Consider the following 19,366-nt stretch of genomic DNA (forward strand, 5'->3'; position numbering starts at 1 on the left):
GCCGCTGCGCACCCCCAACACCCGTGCGGCCCAGGCAACTTTCCCCGGACGAGCGTGCTCGGCGAGGCGGGCTGAGGCCGAGCCGCCTGCCGGCGCCGCCGGTCCCGTCCTGACGGGATGCGCCGGCAGCCCTCCAGCCGTCAGCCGCCTCCGCTGGACAGCCCGGCGCAATCAGCCGCCCCCGCCGTCCCGTCCGTGTTCTGCCGCCCCATTGTGCTGAGCCAACGGCCCCCTTACTGTTCGACTTTGCCTGAGTCTGTTTGATGCTGATCGCTCAGGCAGAGGGAGGCCGCAGTGCGAGGCAATCGGACCGATGCAGAGACGGCGAGACCCGGTCGCCGTGGGTGGTGGAGGGCGGTCCTCGCGACGGCCGCGACCATCGCCCTGGCCGTGGGCATGACCGCGCCCGCCACGGCGCGGGAGGCGAGCGGGCAGGCATCCGCCGCCGCGCCGGCCGCCGACCGGCAGGCGCACACGGTGACTCTCGACGGCTATTCGTTCCTCGTCGACGGCAAGCGCACCTACCTCTGGTCCGGCGAGTTCCACTACTTCCGGCTCCCGAGCCCGGACCTGTGGCGGGACATCTTCCAGAAGATGAAGGCCGCCGGCTTCAACTCCACCTCCCTGTACTTCGACTGGGGATACCACTCGCCCAAGCCGGGCGTGTACGACTTCAGCGGCGTCCGCGACGTCGACAAGCTCCTCGACATGGCCGAGGAAGCCGGGCTCTACGTCATCGCGCGCCCCGCCCCGTACATCAACGCCGAGGTCGACAGCGGCGGCCTGCCCGGCTGGCTGACCACCAAGGCCGAGAACAACCGCAGCAACGACCCGCGGTTCCTCACGTACGCCGACGAGTGGCTGACCCAGATCGACCGGATCATCGCCCGGCACCAACTCACCAACGGCACCGGGTCGGTCATCGCCTACCAGGTCGAGAACGAGTACTACAACGGCTCCGCGGCGTCCCGCTCCTACATGCAGCACCTGGAGGACAAGGCCCGCGCCGACGGCATCACCGTGCCGCTCACCGGCAACAACAACGGCACCTTCAACTCCGGTGCCGGCGCCCTGGACGTGGACGGTCCGGACTCCTACCCGCAGGGCTTCGACTGCTCGAACCCCGCGAAGTGGAACGGCGTCCCCGACATCAGCTACGACCACCCGGCCGGCAAGCCTTTGTACTCCCCGGAGTTCCAGGGCGGCGCCTTCGACCCCTGGGGCGGCCCGGGCTACGACAAGTGCGCCGAGCTGATCAACGACCAGTTCGCGAACGTGTTCTACAAGCAGAACATCGCGGTCGGCGCGACGGCGCAGAGCTTCTACATGACGTACGGCGGCACCAACTGGGGCTGGCTGAGCATGCCGCAGAACTACACGTCGTACGACTACGGGGCCGCGATCCGCGAGACCCGGCAGCTCGATCCGAAGTACGACGAGGACAAGCTGATCGGGTACTTCACCCAGTCGGTGGCCCCGCTGACCAAGACCGACGCGATCAGGACCACGCCCCCGGACGATTCGGCGGTCGTCGACACGGCCCGGATGAACCCGGACACCAAGACGCAGTTCCACGTGCTGCGGCACGGGAACTCCACCTCCACGGCGGTCGACAAGGCCCACATCTCCCTGGACTTCAACGCCCAGCCGGCCGCGGACACCAGCTACACCTGGGACGACCCCGACTCCGCGCTCCAGTACGCCGGTTCGTGGTCGCACGTCGCGGACACCAGCTATACGGGCGGCGACTACAAGCACACCGAGTCGTTCTCCAACAAGGCCGGTGACTCGCTCACCGTCCCCTTCGACGGCACCGCGATCCGCTGGATCGGCTCGAAGACGAACAACCACGGCAACGCCGACGTCTACCTCGACGGCACCAAGGTCGCGACCGTCGACGACTCCGGCGGCGAGAGCCAGGCGGTGATCTTCCAGAAGACCGGTCTGGCTCCCGGGGCGCACACGCTGAAGATCGTCGTCGTCGGCAACCACGGCTCGGGGTCCACCGACAACTACGTGGCCGTCGACGCCATCGACGTGCCGACCGGTAGCGCCGCCTCGGAACCGACCTACCCGGTCGTGCCCCAGCAGCCGGGCACCGCGATCACGCTCGACGGACGCGACTCCCATGTGATCGTGGCGAACTACCGCCTCGGGGAAGCGCAGTTGCAGTACTCGACCTCCGAGCTCATGACCGGCGCGACCATCGGTGACCGGGACGTCGCCGTGCTCTACGGCGACCAGGACAGCGACGGCGAGACCGTCCTGCGCTACTCCTCGAAGCCCACGGTGACCACCAGCGGCGGCACCGCCACGACCACCTGGGACCCGGCCACCGGTGACCTGCGGCTGAACTACACCCACAAGGGACTCGTCCGGATCAGCGTCAGCGGCGGCGGACAGCGCCCCCTGCTGCTGCTCGTGGGCGACAAGGCCACGGCGAAGACCTTCTGGCGCCAGGACACCGCGACCGGCCCGGTGCTGGTGCGCGGCACGCACCTGCTGCGGACGGCGACCAGCCGGGACGGCGGCCGGACCGTGGCGCTCACCGGCGACAACGCCGACGACAAGAACATCGAGGTGTTCGCCGCCGCCGACCACGTCACCTGGAACGGCAAGGCCGTCAAGACCCGGACCACCGACACGGGAAGCCGCACCGGCACGATCCCGGTGGCCGCCGCGGTGCACCTGCCGGCCCTGACGAACTGGAAGCACGCCGAGGAGTCCCCCGAAGCGACCCCCGGCTTCGACGACACCGGTTGGCAGGTGGCCGACAGGACCACGACCAACAGCGTCTCCGGCATCACCAAGCTGCCGGTGCTCTACGCGGACGACTACGGCTTCCACACCGGCAACACCTGGTACCGCGGCCGCTTCCGCGCCACCGGCAAGGAGACCGGCATCCACCTGGTCTCGGACTCCGGCGGCGGTGCGCAGGCCTTCTCGGCCTGGCTCAACGGCACCTTCCTCGGCAGTTCCACCACCGGCAGCGCCGACTTCACCTTCCCGGCCGGCTCGGTCGAGTCCCAGGGGGACAACGTCATCTCCGTGCTCACCGTGAACATGGGACATGAGGAGGACTACAACTCCACCAACGGCAACAAGACCGCCCGCGGCCTGACCAGCGCCTCCCTCGTCGGAGCCCCGCTGACCTCGGTCACCTGGCGCCTCCAGGGTGTACGCGGTGGCGAGGACCTCCAGGACACCGTGCGCGGCCCGCTCTCGACGGGCGGCCTGTACGGCGAGCGGGCGGGCTGGTCGCTGCCGGGCTACCCGGACGCCAAGTGGGACCGGGTAGCCCTGCCCACCACCGACACCCGCCCCGGGGTCTCGTGGTACCGGACCGACGCCGAGCTGGACCTGCCGAAGGGCCAGGACACCTCGCTCGGCCTGACCTTCACCGACGACCCGTCACGCAAGTACCGGGCCACGCTCTTCGTGAACGGCTGGCAGGTCGGCAACTACGTCAACTACCTCGGCCCGCAGCACACCTTCCCCGTCCCCGACGGAATCCTGAACCCGAACGGCCACAACAGCATCGCCGTCGCGGTGTGGAACCTGGACGGCAGCACCGGCGGCCTCGGCAAGGTCTCGCTCACCGGCTACGGCAGCTACACCTCCTCCCTGCGGGTAGCACAGAACGACAGCCCGCGCTACGACGCCCGGAAGTACGCGATGCCCAGGCGCCCGGGAGCGGAGGTCGCCCTGGAGGTGCCGGACACGGCCCAGCCGGGGGAGGCCTTCACGGCCCGGACGACCGTGCGGGTGCCGAAGGACGGGACGTCCGCGTCCCGGCTGACGGCCGCAATAGCCGCCCCCGAGGGCTGGAGCGTCAGCGCCACGAGCCCGCTGTCCCTCAAGAGCCTGAAGCCGGGCGGATCGGCCGCCTTCACCTGGAAGGTCCAGCCACCGGCGGGGGACCTGCCGTCCGCCTCGGCACTCACCACCACGGTGCGCTACGTACAGAACGGACGGCAGGCCACCGGCTCCGACGAGCGCATCGTCGGCGGGATACCGCCCGCTCCACCGGCCGGGAAGACCGCGGTGAGCGACCTGCCGTTCCTGTCCTCCAGCAACGGATGGGGTCCCGTGGAGCGCGACAGCAGCGTCGGCGAGCAGGCGGCCGGGGACGGCCGGGCGATCACCATCGGCGGCGTGGGATACGCCAGGGGCCTCGGCACCAACGCGCTCAGTGACGTCCAGCTCTATCTCGGCGGACGCTGCTCGCGGTTGACGGCGCAGGTGGGTGTCGACGACGAGACGAGCGGTGCGGGCACGGTGACGTTCTCCGTGATCGCCGACGGCAAGAACCTGGTGACCACGCCGACGATCGGCGGCAGACAGGCCGCCGTGCCCGTCGACGTCGACGTGAGCGGCGCCCAGGTGGTCGACCTCAAGGTCGGCGACGCCGGTGACGGCAACGGCAACGACCACGGCGACTGGGGGGTACCGACCCTGACGTGCGGCTGACGGCCGTAGCGGCAGAGCGGGCACCGGCTTCTGGTCCTCATCCCCCGACAGGGACGGGGACCAGAAGCACGGGCCGGTGACCGGACCACGGGGCGGTCGCTCGCCGCTCAGGCCCGTTGCCGTTCCTCCCGCTGCCGGACCAGCTCCTCGACCGCGCTCGGCAGTGTCGTCTCGAAGTCGATCAGCTTCGCCCAGGTCGGCGTCACGACGATCCGGACCATCCCGTCGTGATAGAGCGACCGGACCTCCGCCTCCCACTCGACCCGCTGCTCGGGGGTCATCTCGTAGCTGCTGGTCGGCTGGAGGTACTCGTCCGGGATGTCGTCGACAGGGTCCAGCTCGGCCCGGCCCCGGATGAGCAGGATCCTCGGCGGGTGCACCTCGGTGTCGATCGTCAGGGCGACCGCCGGGTTCTCGCGCAGGGACGGCAGCTTGGGGGCGTTCTTCGTGGTGCACATGACGATCTCCGAGCCGTTCCAGACGAACGCGATCGGGACGTTGCGGGGCGTGCCGTCCTTGGCGACGTAGGCCAGGCGGGCCACGTCGCGCGCCAGCAGTTCCTGGCTGATCGGCCGGTTCAGAACCTCGGTGATCTCGTTCGCTTGCACGGTCGTACCTCCCGTAGTGGCTACTGACGCACCTGGGACGGAGTCAGTGCCACGTTCTCGACACCCGGACGTCGACGATCTTCTCGGGAGTTCTCTCTACGGCCCGTCCGGGCTCCAGCTCGGGCGGCGCCGCGGAGGTCCCGCGAGGATCAGCTGCTCGATGCCGGCGTACCGTTCGCGGGCGCGGCGGGCGCTGCGGCGTCCGCTCAGGACCGTGCCCAGCCAGCCGCAGGCGAAGCCCACCGGCACGGACACCAGGGCGGTCGTGGTGAAGGGGAACCAGTTCAGGTCGGCCTCCGGGAACGCCGACGCCGGTGAGCCGGAGACGAGCCGGGTGCCCGACATCAGGACCAGCACGGCGACCGAGCCGCCGATGAGCGTGCCGAGCAGTCCGGCCTTGCTGAAGCGCCGCCAGAACAGCGAATAGACCAGCGCCGGCGCGATGGCGGAGGCGCCCATGCAGAAGGAGAGGGTGGCCAGCGGCTGCAGGCTGCGGTGCTGGGCGAGGGCCGCAAGCAGCACCACGGGGAGGCCGACGATCAGCGCGCAGACCCGCGCCAGGGTCATCTCCCGCAGCGCGGGCATGCCCTGGTTCCGGGAGGCGGTGACATCGTGCGCCAGTGAGTTGGCGCAGGCGAGCGTCATCCCGGCGACGGACGCCAGGAGGGTCAGGAAGATCGCCGTCGTGACGGTGCTGAACACCAGGCTCTCGGCGCGGGAGACCTCGGAGCCGAACACGGCCCGCGCACCCAGCAGGTAGGCGGTGCTGCCGTGCGGGTCGGCGGCCGTGATCTGCTCGCGGCCGACGAGTGCCGTGGCGCCGAGGGCGATGACGGTGATCACCAGCATGAACAGGGCGACCGAGGACACGGCCCAGGACATCGTGCGCCGTACCTGACGGGCGTTGCCCGCGGTGAACATCCGCATGGTGACGTGCGGCAGACACGCACCGCCGAGCACGATGGCGACCTGGGTGCTGATCATGTCCAGTCCGGGGTGCGGTCCGTCCGAGAACTGGAGGCCGTACTGGAGGAACGCCCGGCCGGTGCCGCTGCGCTGCGCCGCGGTGTCGACCAGCGTTCCCGGGTGCCAGCCGAAGGTGGCGAGGACGAGCACGGCGACGACGAGACCGGACCCGAGAAGCATCACGGTCTTGATGATCTGGATGAGCGCGGTCCCCCTCATGCCGCCCAGGGCCGCGTAGCTGATCATCAGGACGCCCGCGCCGACGATGCAGCCGGTCTGCATGGCCCGGTCGGAGAAGCCCAGGATGAAGGCCAGCAGCTGGCCCACGCCCGCCAGTTGCACGATCATCATAGGGATCAGCGACAGCAGGGTCACCACGCATGCGGTGATGCGCACGGCCCTGCCAGGGACACGGCGGCTCAGGGCGTCACCCATGGTGAACCGGCCGGAGTTGTGCAGGGGTTCGGCGAGCAGGAACATCAGCAGCAGCAGGGACAGCAGCGTGCTCAGGGCCAGGACCACTCCGTCGTAGCCGCACAGCGCGATGACTCCGCCGATGGTGAGCACGGTCGCGGCGGAGATGTAGTCGCCGGCGACCGCGAGGCCGTTGCGCAGCGGGGAGAGGGTCCGGTAGCCGGTGTAGAACTCCTCCAGGTCGTCGCGGTCGGGGCCGGTCAGTACGCACAGCAGGAGCGTGAGAGTGACGACACTGCAGAAGGCGACCAGGGACCAGGACTGCGCGGAGCCGCCGAGGTCGGTCATGCCTGTGCCCGCCCGTCGCCGTCGGCGGGGCGCGCGTACCGGCTGACCCGGCGGGCCAGGGGATCGACGAACCGCCGTGCCGAGTACTCGAACAGCAGGACGGCCAGCCAGGTGACGGGGATCTGTGCGACGGCGAGCAGCAGGCCGGTGGGGAGTCCGCCGAGGGCCGGGCGGGCCATGAAGGCGGGGGCCCGGACGGTGAGGGTGAGGAAGACGGCGAAGTAGCCGAGGGCCACGAGGGTGGCGACCCGTCGCTGCCACCGGCAGGCGCGGCGCAGGAGGCGCAGGGCGCGGTGGTAGCTGGACCAGGAACGCTGACGGGTCCCGCTGCCCGGGCGCTCTCGGGCCGGCGCGAGGGGCGCCGGCCGGTGTGCGGTGGGGGAGGGGACCCGTCCGTGGTGCCGGTGCGGCAGGGATAATTCCGAGCGGTCGTAGGACATCCCAAAGCTCCTAGCGCGGTGGGCCCGGCGTCACGGACCGCGGGAAGGTGGGGGAGGCGGAGGCGGTTCGGGTCACCGCACGGTATGCGGGAGTCCGGGCAGGAGATGGGTGTTCCGTTGAACTTTCCGGTGGACGGCCCGAATGCGGGGCCGCCTCGACCGGTTCCCGTGGTGAGGGTGTGACGGAAGGGACGACAGACATCCCCTGTGATCCCATCCCTTCCGAATCGCTCGTCCGTACGTCGTACACCAGTCCCAGTCGGCATGGTCTGCTCCGACGGAAGCGGACCGGGCGGCAGGGTGACGAGCGGTACGTCGAATGGGGCAGTGGAGTGCCGTCCATCGAGGCGGTGGTACTGCTGTCATATGCCTGGCGGGTATCGCGCTGCCCGAACGTGCCCCGGTGCGCGATCAGGCGCACTTCACGTCAACGCGCTCCACGTCGACGCCCTTCTGGTCAACGCGCTTCGCGTCGGCCCCGGTTGCTCAGGGCGACCGCGGAGACAAGGAACCAGAAGGCACCGAAGGCCGAGTACCCGGCGAGGGCGGACAGACCGCTCCCCGCCGACGCGGAGCCGACGGCGATGGTGACACCGGCGAGGACGGACTGCGCACCGCTGACGATCATGGGCCACTGGGCGCCGACGGTGCGCCGGCGCCGGATCGCCACCGTGAGCTGGACCGCTCCGGAAAGGAGGGCCCAGACACCGAAGACGAGGAGAGCCGCCCTGACGTCGGAGAAGACGGCGACGATCATCCCGGCCGTGGTGGCGAGGCCGAGAGCCATGTTGACGGCAGTGACGCGGTGTGTGGACCCGGGGCCGGCCAGGCGGCGTTCGAGGAGTGTGGCGATCACGTCCCACAGGGGGTAGGTGACGAGGAGCAGGCCCGCGATCACGGTGGGCCGGTCCGTGGACACCAGCGAGCCGGAGGTCGTGAGGACCAGCGTCACCCAGACCAGGGAGAAGGCGACGCGGATCAGGTGGAGCGACCGGAGCCCGGAGGACGTCGTCGTGGTCGTGGCGGAGGCCGGAGAAGTGACGGTGGTGTGTGTCATCGGGTGTCCCGTTGCGTTCGTGACGGTGTGAGGCGGGCGCCTCGACGACGAGTCTCAGCGGCTTCGGGCGCCGCCGTGTACTTCGAACGAAGTACACGGCCGCTGCACACGTGAACGAGAATCGGCTCATGGCCAAGGCGCACGACAGTCAGGACGGACCCGTGGCACCCCTGTGGGTCCGCCGCCCCGAGGTGCTGCACCGGGCCGCCTACGCGGTGGCCGCACTGGTGTTCACCGGGCAGATCGTGGCGGTCATCCTGCGAGGGTCGGACTGGCCCACGGCCCTCTCCGTGCTCCTCGCCGGCAGCGGTGTCGCCCTCTCCTGGCGCAGGCCGTGGGCCGGACTGGTGGTGGCGAGCGCCGCGTCCTTCGCCGTCACCGCGGTGGGTCACGACCCCCTGTCGGTGTGGATGATGGCGGTGCTCGTCCTGTTCTCCGTCACGTTCAGGGGACTGCAGCCGTTGGTGGCGACCGGTGTCGTGGCGGCGTTCTTCCTGGGGGCGTTCATGACCCTGGGCGGATTCCGCGGCGGCGCGGTCGTGGGAGCGGCCGCCGTCTTCTCCGCCATGGCCGGAGGTGCGAGCGGGGCCGCGCTGCGCATCCACCGAGAGCACTGGTGGACCCTGGAGGAGCGGGCGGAAAGCGCCATCGCCACCCGTGAGATCGAGGCCACCCGGCGCGTGACCGAAGAGCGGCTCCGCATCGCCCGCGACCTCCATGACGTCATCGGCCACCAGGTCGCGATGCTCAGCATGCACCTCGGGGCGGCGGAGATCGGACTGCCCGAGGCCGCCGAGTCCTCCCGGCAGGCCCTCGTCTCCGCCAGGTCCAGCGCCCGTACCGTCGTCGTCGAAACGCAGCGCATCCTCGCGCTCCTCCGCCTCGGGGACGACGTCCGCGACGACGAGGCGCTCCGGCCGGTCCCGGCGCTCAGCGGTCTGGAAGCACTGGTCGCCTCGTTCGAGAGCGTCGGCCTCGACGTCCGCCCCTCCCTGGACATCCCCGCCGGTTTCGTGGAGCCCAGCGTCGGCGTGACGGTCTACCGGGTCGTCCAGGAAGCGCTCACGAACGCCTACCGGCACGGAGAAGGGTCGGCGACGGTGGAGGTGCGCGAGGTCGACGGCACGATCAGCGTCACCGTGGAGAACCGCGTCGCGCACTCCTCCCGCGGCGCCGACCCCGGCAGCGGACTGGGCCTGGTGGGGATGCGCGAACGCGTCGAGTCCTCCAACGGGCGGCTGACGATCGACGGCGACGACGGGCGGTTCCGGGTCCACGCGGAGTTCAGCCTGCTGGGAGCCGCCGTCCGATGACGCGCATTCTGATCGTCGACGACCAGGACGACATCCGGGCCGGAATCCGGGCGATGCTCCGGCTCGACCCGGGCCTCGTGGTCGCGGGGGAACTCTCCGACGGACTCCAGGTCGTCCCCTTCCTCCGGGACCACCCCGTCGACCTCGTCCTGATGGACATCCGGATGCCCGGCATCGACGGCGTCGAAGCAACCCGCCGGATCCGCGCGCAGCATGCGCCCGAAGAGACACGGGTGATCGTGCTGACCACGTTCGACCAGGACGACATCGTTCTCGCCGCTCTGCGCGCGGGCGCCAACGGTTTCCTGAGCAAGACCGTGAGCCCTGCCGAGCTCGTCGCCGGGATCGTCGAGGTCGTCGGCGGCGGAGGTGCCCTGTCGGCCGCGGCGACGGCCGCGCTGATCGGTCACATGACCGACAGTCCGCCGCCGGTGATCGACCGGGAACTCCTGCGCCGCTTCGACGCGCTGACCCCCAGGGAGCGGGACGTGGTCGTGCTCGTGGCGAGCGGTCTCGGCAACGACGAGATCGCGGCCCGGATGTCGGTGTCGCCGTTCACCGTGAAGACGCACGCGGTACGGGCCATGACGAAGGTCGGCGCACGCGATCGAGCACAACTCGTCTCGTTCACCTTCCGAGCCGGTCTGTATCCCTGAGCCCGGGCCGCTCACGCCTCGCCGTGGTCCGCCCCGGCCCCGGGCCGCTGCGGATGGCGCAGTCCGGCGACGAGGAGCGCGACCAGGGCGCGCGCGTCGTAGCTGGGGTCGTTCTCCGCGCCGACGCAGAGATTGCCCACGCCGCGCATCAGCTGGAGCCCTCCGATGCCGGAGCGGATCTCGCCGGCCGCCGCGGCGGCGTCGAGGAGCTGCGTGCACACGGGGACGAGGTGGTCGATGAAGTAGGCGTGCAGGGTCTCGAAGCCGGCGTTGTCGTGCTGCAGGGCGGCGGCGAGGCCGTGTTTGGTCACCAGGAAGTCGACGAACAGGTCGATCCATCGTTCCAGCGCCTCGTACGCGGTGGGGCAGCTCGCCAGCAGGGCGGGTCCGGCCTCGACGCAGGTCTCGACCTGGTGGCGGAAGACCGCGACGATCAGGTCCGCCCGGGTGGGGAAGTGGCGGTAGATCGTGCCGATGCCGACGCCCGCCCTGGCCGCGATGTCGCGTACCGGCGCTTCCACGCCCGAGGTGACGAAGACGGCGGCAGCCGCGTCCAGCAGGATCTGCTTGTTGCGCCGCACGTCCTTGCGCTGGGGCGCGGCGCCCTTCTCCGTGCCCTGGCGGCTGTCGCTCACCGTGAGGCTCCTCTCCTGCTATCGCACCGCGGATGCGGGATCCGTACGGCTTCTGGAACCGGGTTCCGTTTCGCTCATGATGTCAGATCCGGCCACCGGGCCGCCCGCTGACCTCGGCGTGCCTGCGGCTCATGCGGGTGCGCCGCCGCTGTTCGGAGGCCGACGGAGCAGATGCAGACAGACGACCGAGGCGACGACGGTCCGCCGTTCCGACGTGTCCAGGCGCGGGTCCGTCACGACGACGTACTGCTGCAACCCGAGCCACGCGTCGACGGTGCTCACCGTGACCCGGCCGAGAACCTCCGGTGCCGGGCTCCGGTGCGGATCGCTCTCCGTGAGCTGCCACTCGGTGGACAGCAGACCGCTCCGCGTGAGGAGCAGCGCGCGTCCCCGCGCGGTCCGCAGTCTCAGTTGCCAGGTCCTGACGGGGCCACGGGCGTCGACGGTGCCTGCCTCCCGGCCGGTGCCGTCGGTGACATCGAACCGCACGGCTCCGAGCTGCCCGAAAGCGGAGTGCTTCGCGATGCGTACGATGCCTTCGCCGGACGCCCTCGCGAGGAGGGAGTGCGTGTCGTCGGTGTACGTGACCTGGGCGAGCACCGTCCCCTCCACGGTCGACACGGCCAGCGCGGGGCCCTTGTACCGGCGCCACCGTGAACGCTTCGGCTGCGCCACGACGAGGGCTTCCCACGCGAACAGGCCGGCTTCCGGCAACGGTCCTTCTTCCCCCACCACAGCTTCCCCCTTGACCGAGTACGTTCACTGTGACCGATGACCGGTCCCCTGTGCGACGTGCGGACCCATTGACCTGACCTAGTGCCTGACGGCGGGCCTGCCGAACCAGCGGGCGAGATGGCTGTCCAGCTCGCGCTGATCGTCGCCGATCCAGGCGACATGGCCGTCGGGGCGGAGCAGCACGCCGGGAACATCCAGTGCCGCGGTGGGATCGGCCAGGTGATCGACCCGGTCCGACCAGGCGCCGACGGTGAGACGTTCGGTGCGGTCCAGCAGCAGACCGCGGCCGCGGTGCAGCAGATCGTAGAGCCGGCCCCCCTGCACGTCGATGTCGCGCATCCGGCGGCCGAGCAGGTCGGGGCCCTCGCCGAAGTCGTAGCGGATGCCGATCGCGGTGATCTTCTCGATCAGATGACGGTTCACCTCGTCGAAGTCCATCAGCTCGGTGAGCAGTCTGCGTACGGCCCGCGGACCCGGTTCGGGGGACAGGAGTTCCATCTGGGCGCGGGTGTTGTCCAGCACGGCCTCGGCGACCGGATGCCGTTCGGCCTGGTAGGTGTCCAGGAGCGTTTCCGGCGCCCGGCCCCGGATCTGTGCGGCCAGTTTCCAGCCGAGGTTGAAGGCGTCCTGAACACCCAGGTTGAGGCCCTGCCCGCCGACGGGCGGATGGATGTGTGCCGCGTCGCCGGCCAGCAGCACCCGCCCGACCCGATAGCGTTCGGCCAGCCGTGTGGCATCTCCGAAGCGGGACAGCCAGCGCGGGGAGTGCACGCCGAAATCGGTTCCGGCGACGGCGCGCAGTTGTCGTCGGAAATCCTCGAGGGTGGGCGGAACCGAGCGATCCGCGACTCCCGCCGCGGGGACGACGACGCTGTAGACCCCGGCGCCGAACGGCCGCAGCCAGAACCGGTGGTGAATCGCGCGGAGTTCGGCCGTCCTGGCGGCGATCTCCTCCTGCGGCGCACCCACTTCCATCTCACCCATCAGCGTGTCGGTGCGCGAGGGCTCGCCGGGGAAGCCGACTCCGAGCAGTTTGCGCACCGTACTGCGCCCGCCGTCACAGCCGACGAGGTAGCGCGCACGCAGTTGTTCGCCGTCGGCCGTCTCGACGGTCACCCCCTCGTCGTCCTGCTGGAATCCGGTCACCGCGCACCCGCGGCGGACCTGCGCACCCCGTTGGATCGCATGGTCTTCGAGCAGGTCGACGATGACCGGCTGCGGGATGCCCAGCAGGTAGGGGTGTGCGGAATCCAGGCCCTGAGGCGCGGGTTTGTTGATGGCGGCGAAGAATCCGCCGGCCGGACGCTGCCTGCCGTGCGCGCGCACGCGATCCAACAGCCCGCGCATTGCCAGCAGTTCGAGACTGCGCATGTGAAGACCGACGATGCGGACGTACGACGCCGGCTCGGTTTCCTTCTCCAGCAGGAGTACCCGCACGTCGTGCAGCCGGAGTTCGGCGGCCAGCATCGCGCCGGTCGGCCCGCATCCGGCGATGATCACGTCGAAGTCGACCGTGCCGTTGGACGACGGCGCCGGGGTGAACTGCGGAGAGCCCATGGGTGTGGCCTTTCAGGAGTGCCTTGTTGTCGAGGCGCTCCCGGCGACACCTACGTCAATCGCCGGCCGTGACGGCAAGGGGGAGCACCCACATCGCTACAGCGTTCATGGGTCTCACCTCCTCGGGCGGCGTCACGGTCGAGTGCAAGCTACAAGCCCTTCGTCGGTCCGTCCAACCCTTTTGTCGCGCGAGTCGACTCACGCGAGGGGGCGTGGAAGGGGCAGTTGCTGACTTCGCCGGCCGGCGACGGCGCGGGTGCATGACGCGCTGTCCGGGCGCGTATCGGCTGGTGAGCGACGGACCCGAGGGCCTCGGCTGTGCGCCGGCCCGGACGGTGCGTCAGAGAACGGCGAGCCGGTCCACCAGCAGCTCCACCCTCGGCCCGGTTTCGTGCGGCGGCAGCCGTCCCGCCCGGGTCAGGGTGACCAGCCCGTGCAGGCATGCCCAGAAGGTCTCGGTGAACAGCCCCGGCTGGACACCGTCCCCGGCGACCTCGCCGAGGCACTCCAGCAGGGCGGCGAAGGCGTCCTTGAGCGGTTCCGGGGTGTCCTCCTGCGCGTACGCCAGACCACCGTCGAGCTGGAAGATGGCGTCGTAGACCGCCGGGTTGCGCTCGGCGAAGTCGAGGTAGGCGCGCGCGAGGGCGGCGACCCGCTCGCGCGGGCCGTCCGCGGCGGCGGTCGAGGCCCGCACCGCCACGGCCAGCTCCGTGGCTCCCTGGAGCGCGACGGCGCCGATGATCTCGCGCTTGCCGCGGAAATGGCTGTAGAGGACGGGCTGGCTGTACTCGATGGATTCGGCGAGCCGGCGGGTGGTGACGGCGTCCCAACCCTGCTGCTCGGCGAGTTCACGGGCCGTCGCCACGATGAGGCGTTCGCGCTCCGCCCGTTCCCGTTGCTTGCGTTCCTGTACCGACATGATCCGATCCTAGCACCGCTAGACAAGAGAGCGGCAGTAGTACTAGCGTTGCCTCAACAGCTAGCAATGCTAGATATCGAGAGGGTCGTCATGCTCAACGCACTTGAGGTCGTCACCACCGTGGTCGTCGGCGTGATGGTGGGGGTGGAGTTCTCCGTCGCCTTCGTCATGAACCGGATTCTCAACGCCCTCCCTGAGGACAGCAGCCAGCTCGGCCACGCCCACGGGGGCCGGATGCTCGGCGCCGTGATGCCGGTCTGGTACATCGGCTCACTCGTCCTCGTCGGCATCTGGGCCGTCGCCGGATGGCACCACCACGGCTCCGGCCTCGTCGTCACCGCCGGCGCGCTCCTGGTCCTCAGTGTGGTCATGTCGGTGCTGCTGCTCGTCCCGATCAACAACCGGAACAAGACGTGGACCCCGGAGAGCCGGCCCGCCGACTGGAAGCAGCAGCTGAACCGGTGGGAGCGATTCCACTACGTCCGCGTCGCCGTGATCATCGCCGCCTTCGCCCTGCTGGTCGTCGCCCTCGCCTGAGCCCCCGGGCCCACCGGCCCGGTCGTCAGCCGCTACGACTCGGCCGTGCGCGATGGCTCGGCAGTGCGCCACGGCTGGCAGTGCGCCCGGAGCGCGGCACCGCTGTCCGCGGGACACCCGCCCCGACACACCCACCCGGCACGTCACCGCGTAGGAATGGCCCCCCGGGCGGCCTTCCTGGGCGACCGCCCGAGGGCCGACACGCCCAAGCGCACATCGCTCAGCCCTCCTCGGCCTCGCCCTGCGGGACGTGAACCAGGCCGAGCGCACCACGCTCCTCTCCGCACTCCAGGCCCGGCCCGCCCCATCCCATCCGGCACGCCCTCGGCGGCCTCGCCGCGGCCAGATCTGGTTGCGCGCCTCACCCACCCCCATCGAGCTCACGAAGACCCGCAAGGAGACGAACCATGGCGCTGAAAAAGATCAACACCGTCCTGACCGCCGCCTTCATCCTCTTCATCCTCTGGTTCGGGGCGGAGTTCATCCTGAGCCCGGAGACGACCGCGCCCGGCTTCGGCCTGCCGAGCCGGCCGTCCGGGGACGGTGGCGGCTTCCTCGTCGTCAAGGGAATCCGCGACGTCGTCCTGGCACTGGTCCTGGGCGTCCTGCTGGTGACGGGCCATCGCCGGGCGCTGGGCTGGGTGTTGCTCGTGGAGGCCCTCGCCGCGTACGGCGACATGACCACGGTGCTGGCCCACCACGGCTCCGTGGCCACCGCGTTCGGCGTCCACGGCCTGACCGCGACACTGATGGTGGTCAACGGCCTGCTGGTGCTGCGCGAGACCCGCAAGGTCGCCTCCGTTCCGGCCACACCCGCCCCACAGCCCGCCTGACCCCTGGCACATCGTTCCGAGGTGGCCCGGACCCCGACCGGGCCACCTCGGCGCGTACCGGTGTTCGCGCGTCACCTGATGGGGGCCGATCGGCTGATGGGGGCCGATCGGCCCGGCGCACCCGCAGCGAACCGCGAAACTGCCCAGCCGACGGGCCCGCCTGAGCCCGCTGCCGCAGTCAAAGCCCGTGGCGCCGTGCCGGTGGGTCCGGCATCATCCCTCGGGTGATCGTGATGCGACCCGTCCTGGAGATCTGTGTCGCCGACGGCTTTGCGCTGTGGCCGATCGGGGAGCACGAGTCGTACAGCTACCTCGTGCTGGACGGGAAGCTGACTCCGCGGGAGGTCGGCACGGCGGTCATGCGGATCGCCGACTGCAACGGCTCCGAGCCGGAGGACGAGCCCGAGCCGTACTCGACCGACCCGCTCGGCACCTTCCTGCACGGGCTGCTCACCCTGCCCGACCTCGTCGCCAACGGAGGGTTCCGGGTGACCGACGACGCCACCGGCACCGTCTTCGTCGAGCCGGGCTGCTGCAGCGGGCTGGAGACCTGGCGGGACTGGCTGGAGGTGCTGGACGGCACCGGCTGCGCGTCCTTCGGTCACGACCCGTTCTCGACGGCCGAACGCGTCGGCGACACCGTCCGACTGACTCTCGACGCCCACGCGAAGGACGCCGCCCCGACGACCGAGTTGCCGGTGGACCAGCTGCGCACACTCATCACCGGTGCCGAGCAGGACTTGCGGGACTTCCTCGCTCTCGCGGCAACCTGGGCCGAGGAACATCTGCCGGCACAGGCCGCCCCCGTCACCGCGGCCCTGGCCCGCGCACTGGACCTGGAGCCCACGCCATGACCAGCTTCCTGACCCACCGGGCGCGCGTGCACGACGTCCGCCTTCCTCTCCACCGCCGACACAGCGCGCTGCGGACCTGCGTCACCCTCTTCGCGCCGTACGGCTTCCGGGCGACGTACCACCACCTCACGCTCAGCGCCGGAATCCCCCGGCGGCTGGAGGCGGACCCGGACGCGCTGGTGCGAGCGGTGGAGGAACTGCATCAGGCCCGGGTGCTGTGGCTCGCGCGGGCGGAGGAGTACGTCGTGCAGCGCCGGGCGGAGAAGCGGGCCGGGCGGCGGGCTGTGCCGAACCCGCGACCATGGTGGCTGCGGAGCTGGTGGGCGGGCTGGGCGGGCCCGGAGCGCGCCTGGTACGAAGACCCGTTTCGCCACCCTTCGCTGCGCCTGCCCGAGTACGTCCGCCGACGGAACGCGCTCCTCGACGGTGCCGACCTGCCGGGCTGCCCGGCCTGCGGGACCGAAGGACCGCCGACGTCCGTCTCGACGGGGCACAGCTGGGTCGAGCTGTGTCAGGGGTGCGCGTGGGCGGCAGCGCCCTGTCCCTGCGGGCAGCGGCACCGGCTCCTGCCGGAGACCCCGTACGGCTGGGACGAGATCTGGCAGCGGGCGCACATGAGTGATGACGGCTTGCCGCATCCGCACTGGCCCGCGGGCCGGTCGGCCGGATGCGGCAGGCGACCCGTCAGCTGACGCGAAGATGCCGGCCGGCGGACCTCAGGAATCCCGGGCACCGCGCACTTCCGCCCCCGGACCTACCTGTTGCGTGAGCTCAGGCGCTTCAGCTCCCGTTCAGCCTCGCGTGCCTCCCGGCGGGCCCGTACGTGTGCGTCAGCGGCGGCGTGGCCGCGTTCCTCGGCCTCCCGCTGTGCACGGTCGGCTCGCTGGAGTTCCTCCCGCGCCTGCCGCAGTTGCCGCTCGGCGGCGGACACCTGCTGCCGGGCCTGCTCGTGCCGGTCGCGCGCCTGCTTCTGTGCCGCCTCGGCCTCGGCTTCCTCGGTCCGGGCGTCCCGCAACCGCCGTGCGGTCTCCTCGGCCGCCGTCCGGGCGTGATCGAGCCGCTCCTCCCGTTGACGCTTCTGACGGCTCTCGGCGAGTTCGTTCTTGGCCCGGGTACGCGCTGATGGTCGCGGAGTCGTCTTCGGGCGTGGCTTGTGCGTGACGCCGGTCGGCGAGGCGGTGCCGGGAAAGTCCGACGGCGGGGTGAGAGCGCCCTCCAGGCGGCCGCCCGCCCACCGGTCGGCCGCGTCCGGATCGGTGAGCACGGCGCGCAAGGTGGCTTCGACGTCCTGCCGGACCTGGTCCGACAGCCGGTGCCCGGCCTCCTGAGCGAGCTGCGCCGCCTGCCGGGACAAGGCAGCCACGATGCGCCGCCGCTGTTCGGACAGCTCGTTGATCCCTACGGCGTCCAGGGCGCGGTACGCCTCGCGCAGGGCCTGCCCCAGCTCCAGGAACTGCCGGCTCTCCCGCGGCCGGGAGCGCAGCAGGAGGTTCGCGGCCCAGGCCGCCAGGGTGGGGCGGCGAGCTGCGTGAATCCGGCGGGCGTCGTCCGTGTGGCCGGCTGCTCCGGCCGCGGCGGCCAACTCCTGGCGGCGAGCGACGAAGTCGGCCGGGGGCGTGGTGTAGAGGTCGTCGAGAACCGCTTCCACATCGCGCTCCGCGCCGGTCTTCGCTCCCTTGCGCCTGGTCACGGCGGCCATACGCAGGGCGGGTGGACGATGGCTCGGCGCTCTGACACGGCACCAGCGTCGCCCGCGGGGGGTGATCCCGCATCCCGGCCGGCACCTGCGGACGCGCCTCGGCGATGCCTCGGCCATGCCTCGGAGATGTTCCGGAGAAGCCTTCCCGCTGCTGCCGTGGGCGGCCGGCGTGGACCGTTCATGGCAAGGCGGGGGCCTCCTTCTTCGTTCCGTGGGCCGCGAGGGTGATCTCCCGGCCGTGACTCCGGTACGCGCCGACCGGCGTGGCGCAGGCTGCCTCCGGCGCCACAGCGGTGGCGCCGGAGGCAGCCCAAGGAGAGGTTCATGCCCCGACTCCCGCACCTGGCCGGTATCGCCGCGACCGCCGTCGCCCTCGGCGTGCTGGCATCCGCTCCCGCATCCGGTGACGAGCCGATCGTGTCGCAGCCGCGTGTGGTCGCACACTTCGACTTCGCCGCCGGGGAGACACCCGAGAACATCGCGGTCGAACCCGACGGCTCCGCCGATCTGACCTTCGCCTTCGCCCGCCAGGTCGCCAACGTCACCCGGCACGGAGACATCCGCGGGCGCGTCACCCTGCCCGCCGTCGAGAACCCGAACACCCCCGTCGTCCACAACGCGATCGTTCTAGGCATCGCCCGCGCCCACGACGGCACCCTCTACGTCAACTACGCCACCGGCACCAGCAAGACCGGCATCTGGCGCATCGCCCCCGACGGCGGCAAGCCCCGGCAGATCGCGAAGCTGCCCGCGAACGGGTTGCCCAACGGCCTGGCCCTCGACGAGCACCGGGGCGTGCTCTACGCGGCCGACTCGGTGCGGGGGATCGTCTGGCGCGTGCCGTTGGCAGGCGGCGAGCGCACCGCCTGGGCCACCGGAACGGCTCTCACCCCGGTCCCGTCCGGAACCGGCTTCGGTGCCAACGGAATCAAGGTCCACGACGACGCCGTCTGGGTGTCCAACACCGACCGCGGGACGCTGCTGCGCATCCCCGTAAGGCGAAACGGCTCCGCGGGCCCGATCGGGACCCGGGCCTCAGGGCTCGGCGGTATCGACGACTTCGCGTTCACCTCACACCACGGCGACACGGTCCTGGCCGCGGTGAACGGCACCAACCAGGTGGTCGTGATCCGCCCGGACGGCACCCACTCCGTCGTCCTCACCCAGCAGGACGGGCTCTCGAACCCGACCTCCGTGGCCGTACGCCACCGGACGGTCTACGTCCCCAGCGCCTCGTACTTCGCCACCGAGCCGGACCCGAACCTCCTCCTGGCCCACCTGAACCATGGATAGGGCCTGACCGGGTTTGACGGAAAGGGCGGGCC

Annotated in this window: 17 protein-coding genes; 8 read left to right on the plus strand and 9 right to left on the minus strand. The window is 70.9% G+C overall.

The window, feature by feature from the left end; translation table 11 throughout:
* Positions 1-396: 396 nt before the first annotated feature.
* On the plus strand, positions 397-4,470 hold the full coding sequence (locus tag AQI94_RS41435) for a beta-galactosidase (protein ID WP_051832679.1): 4,074 nt from the start codon (positions 397-399) through the stop codon (positions 4,468-4,470).
* Between the two features lie 107 nt (positions 4,471-4,577).
* Here the strand turns inward: AQI94_RS41435 and AQI94_RS41440 are convergent, their stop codons facing one another.
* The 4 genes from AQI94_RS41440 to AQI94_RS41455 form a co-directional block, all read right to left on the minus strand.
* A complete protein-coding gene (locus AQI94_RS41440) occupies positions 4,578-5,078 on the minus strand; it encodes a pyridoxamine 5'-phosphate oxidase family protein (protein WP_031055420.1) in 501 nt (166 codons plus the stop codon).
* A 96-nt stretch (positions 5,079-5,174) separates the two neighbouring features.
* A complete protein-coding gene (locus AQI94_RS41445) occupies positions 5,175-6,806 on the minus strand; it encodes a sodium/solute symporter (protein WP_031055422.1) in 1,632 nt (543 codons plus the stop codon).
* Positions 6,803-7,246, minus strand: a complete 444-nt coding sequence (locus tag AQI94_RS41450; RefSeq protein ID WP_031055425.1) for a DUF485 domain-containing protein — start codon at positions 7,244-7,246, stop codon at positions 6,803-6,805. Before AQI94_RS41450 ends, AQI94_RS41445 begins: the two co-directional genes overlap by 4 nt.
* A 457-nt stretch (positions 7,247-7,703) precedes the next feature.
* A complete protein-coding gene (locus AQI94_RS41455) occupies positions 7,704-8,303 on the minus strand; it encodes a DUF308 domain-containing protein (RefSeq protein WP_031055427.1) in 600 nt (199 codons plus the stop codon).
* A 128-nt stretch (positions 8,304-8,431) separates the two neighbouring features.
* On the opposite strand from AQI94_RS41455, the gene AQI94_RS41460 reads away from it, so the two are divergent.
* Together AQI94_RS41460 and AQI94_RS41465 are read left to right on the plus strand one after the other, a co-directional pair.
* On the plus strand, positions 8,432-9,616 hold the full coding sequence (locus AQI94_RS41460) for a sensor histidine kinase (protein WP_037944864.1): 1,185 nt from the start codon (positions 8,432-8,434) through the stop codon (positions 9,614-9,616).
* Positions 9,613-10,272, plus strand: a complete 660-nt coding sequence (locus AQI94_RS41465; protein ID WP_031055433.1) for a response regulator transcription factor — start codon at positions 9,613-9,615, stop codon at positions 10,270-10,272. Before AQI94_RS41460 ends, AQI94_RS41465 begins: the two co-directional genes overlap by 4 nt.
* An 11-nt stretch (positions 10,273-10,283) precedes the next feature.
* On the opposite strand, the gene AQI94_RS41470 is transcribed toward AQI94_RS41465, so the two are convergent.
* The 4 genes from AQI94_RS41470 to AQI94_RS41485 all read right to left on the minus strand — a co-directional run bounded on the left by AQI94_RS41470 (position 10,284) and on the right by AQI94_RS41485 (position 14,118).
* The gene (locus AQI94_RS41470; protein WP_031055435.1) at positions 10,284-10,907 is read right to left on the minus strand and encodes a TetR/AcrR family transcriptional regulator; all 624 of its coding nucleotides are present in this window, start codon (positions 10,905-10,907) and stop codon (positions 10,284-10,286) included.
* Between the two features lie 129 nt (positions 10,908-11,036).
* The gene (locus AQI94_RS41475) at positions 11,037-11,621 is read right to left on the minus strand and encodes a hypothetical protein (RefSeq protein ID WP_031055445.1); all 585 of its coding nucleotides are present in this window, start codon (positions 11,619-11,621) and stop codon (positions 11,037-11,039) included.
* A 99-nt stretch (positions 11,622-11,720) separates the two neighbouring features.
* On the minus strand, positions 11,721-13,199 hold the full coding sequence (rox, locus tag AQI94_RS41480; protein WP_031055448.1) for a rifampin monooxygenase: 1,479 nt from the start codon (positions 13,197-13,199) through the stop codon (positions 11,721-11,723).
* Positions 13,200-13,539: 340 nt separating this feature from the next.
* Entirely contained in the window at positions 13,540-14,118 is a 579-nt protein-coding gene (locus tag AQI94_RS41485) for a TetR/AcrR family transcriptional regulator (protein ID WP_031055450.1), read from the minus strand.
* 90 nt (positions 14,119-14,208) lie between these two features.
* Here AQI94_RS41485 and AQI94_RS41490 point away from each other — a divergent pair, with 90 nt between their 5' ends.
* The 4 genes from AQI94_RS41490 (at position 14,209) to AQI94_RS41505 (ending at position 17,034) form a co-directional block, all read left to right on the plus strand.
* A complete protein-coding gene (locus AQI94_RS41490; protein WP_031055452.1) occupies positions 14,209-14,655 on the plus strand; it encodes a DUF1772 domain-containing protein in 447 nt (148 codons plus the stop codon).
* 407 nt (positions 14,656-15,062) lie between these two features.
* Positions 15,063-15,488 (plus strand): DUF4267 domain-containing protein, encoded by a 426-nt coding sequence (locus AQI94_RS41495; RefSeq protein WP_031055455.1) that lies wholly within the window; start codon positions 15,063-15,065, stop codon positions 15,486-15,488.
* Between the two features lie 233 nt (positions 15,489-15,721).
* Complete coding sequence (locus tag AQI94_RS41500; RefSeq protein WP_078902879.1) at positions 15,722-16,342, plus strand: hypothetical protein; 621 nt, start codon at positions 15,722-15,724, stop codon at positions 16,340-16,342.
* Positions 16,339-17,034 (plus strand): hypothetical protein, encoded by a 696-nt coding sequence (locus tag AQI94_RS41505; RefSeq protein ID WP_031055460.1) that lies wholly within the window; start codon positions 16,339-16,341, stop codon positions 17,032-17,034. Before AQI94_RS41500 ends, AQI94_RS41505 begins: the two co-directional genes overlap by 4 nt.
* Positions 17,035-17,096: 62 nt before the next feature.
* Here AQI94_RS41505 and AQI94_RS41510 read toward each other — a convergent pair whose 3' ends face one another.
* Positions 17,097-18,041, minus strand: a complete 945-nt coding sequence (locus tag AQI94_RS41510; protein WP_031055463.1) for a hypothetical protein — start codon at positions 18,039-18,041, stop codon at positions 17,097-17,099.
* Between the two features lie 324 nt (positions 18,042-18,365).
* Here AQI94_RS41510 and AQI94_RS41515 point away from each other — a divergent pair, with 324 nt between their 5' ends.
* Complete coding sequence (locus tag AQI94_RS41515) at positions 18,366-19,334, plus strand: SMP-30/gluconolactonase/LRE family protein (protein ID WP_031055466.1); 969 nt, start codon at positions 18,366-18,368, stop codon at positions 19,332-19,334.
* Positions 19,335-19,366: the final 32 nt, after the last annotated feature.

It is taken from the genome of Streptomyces pseudovenezuelae (assembly GCF_001513955.1).
Classification (GTDB): Bacteria; Actinomycetota; Actinomycetes; order Streptomycetales; family Streptomycetaceae; genus Streptomyces; species Streptomyces pseudovenezuelae.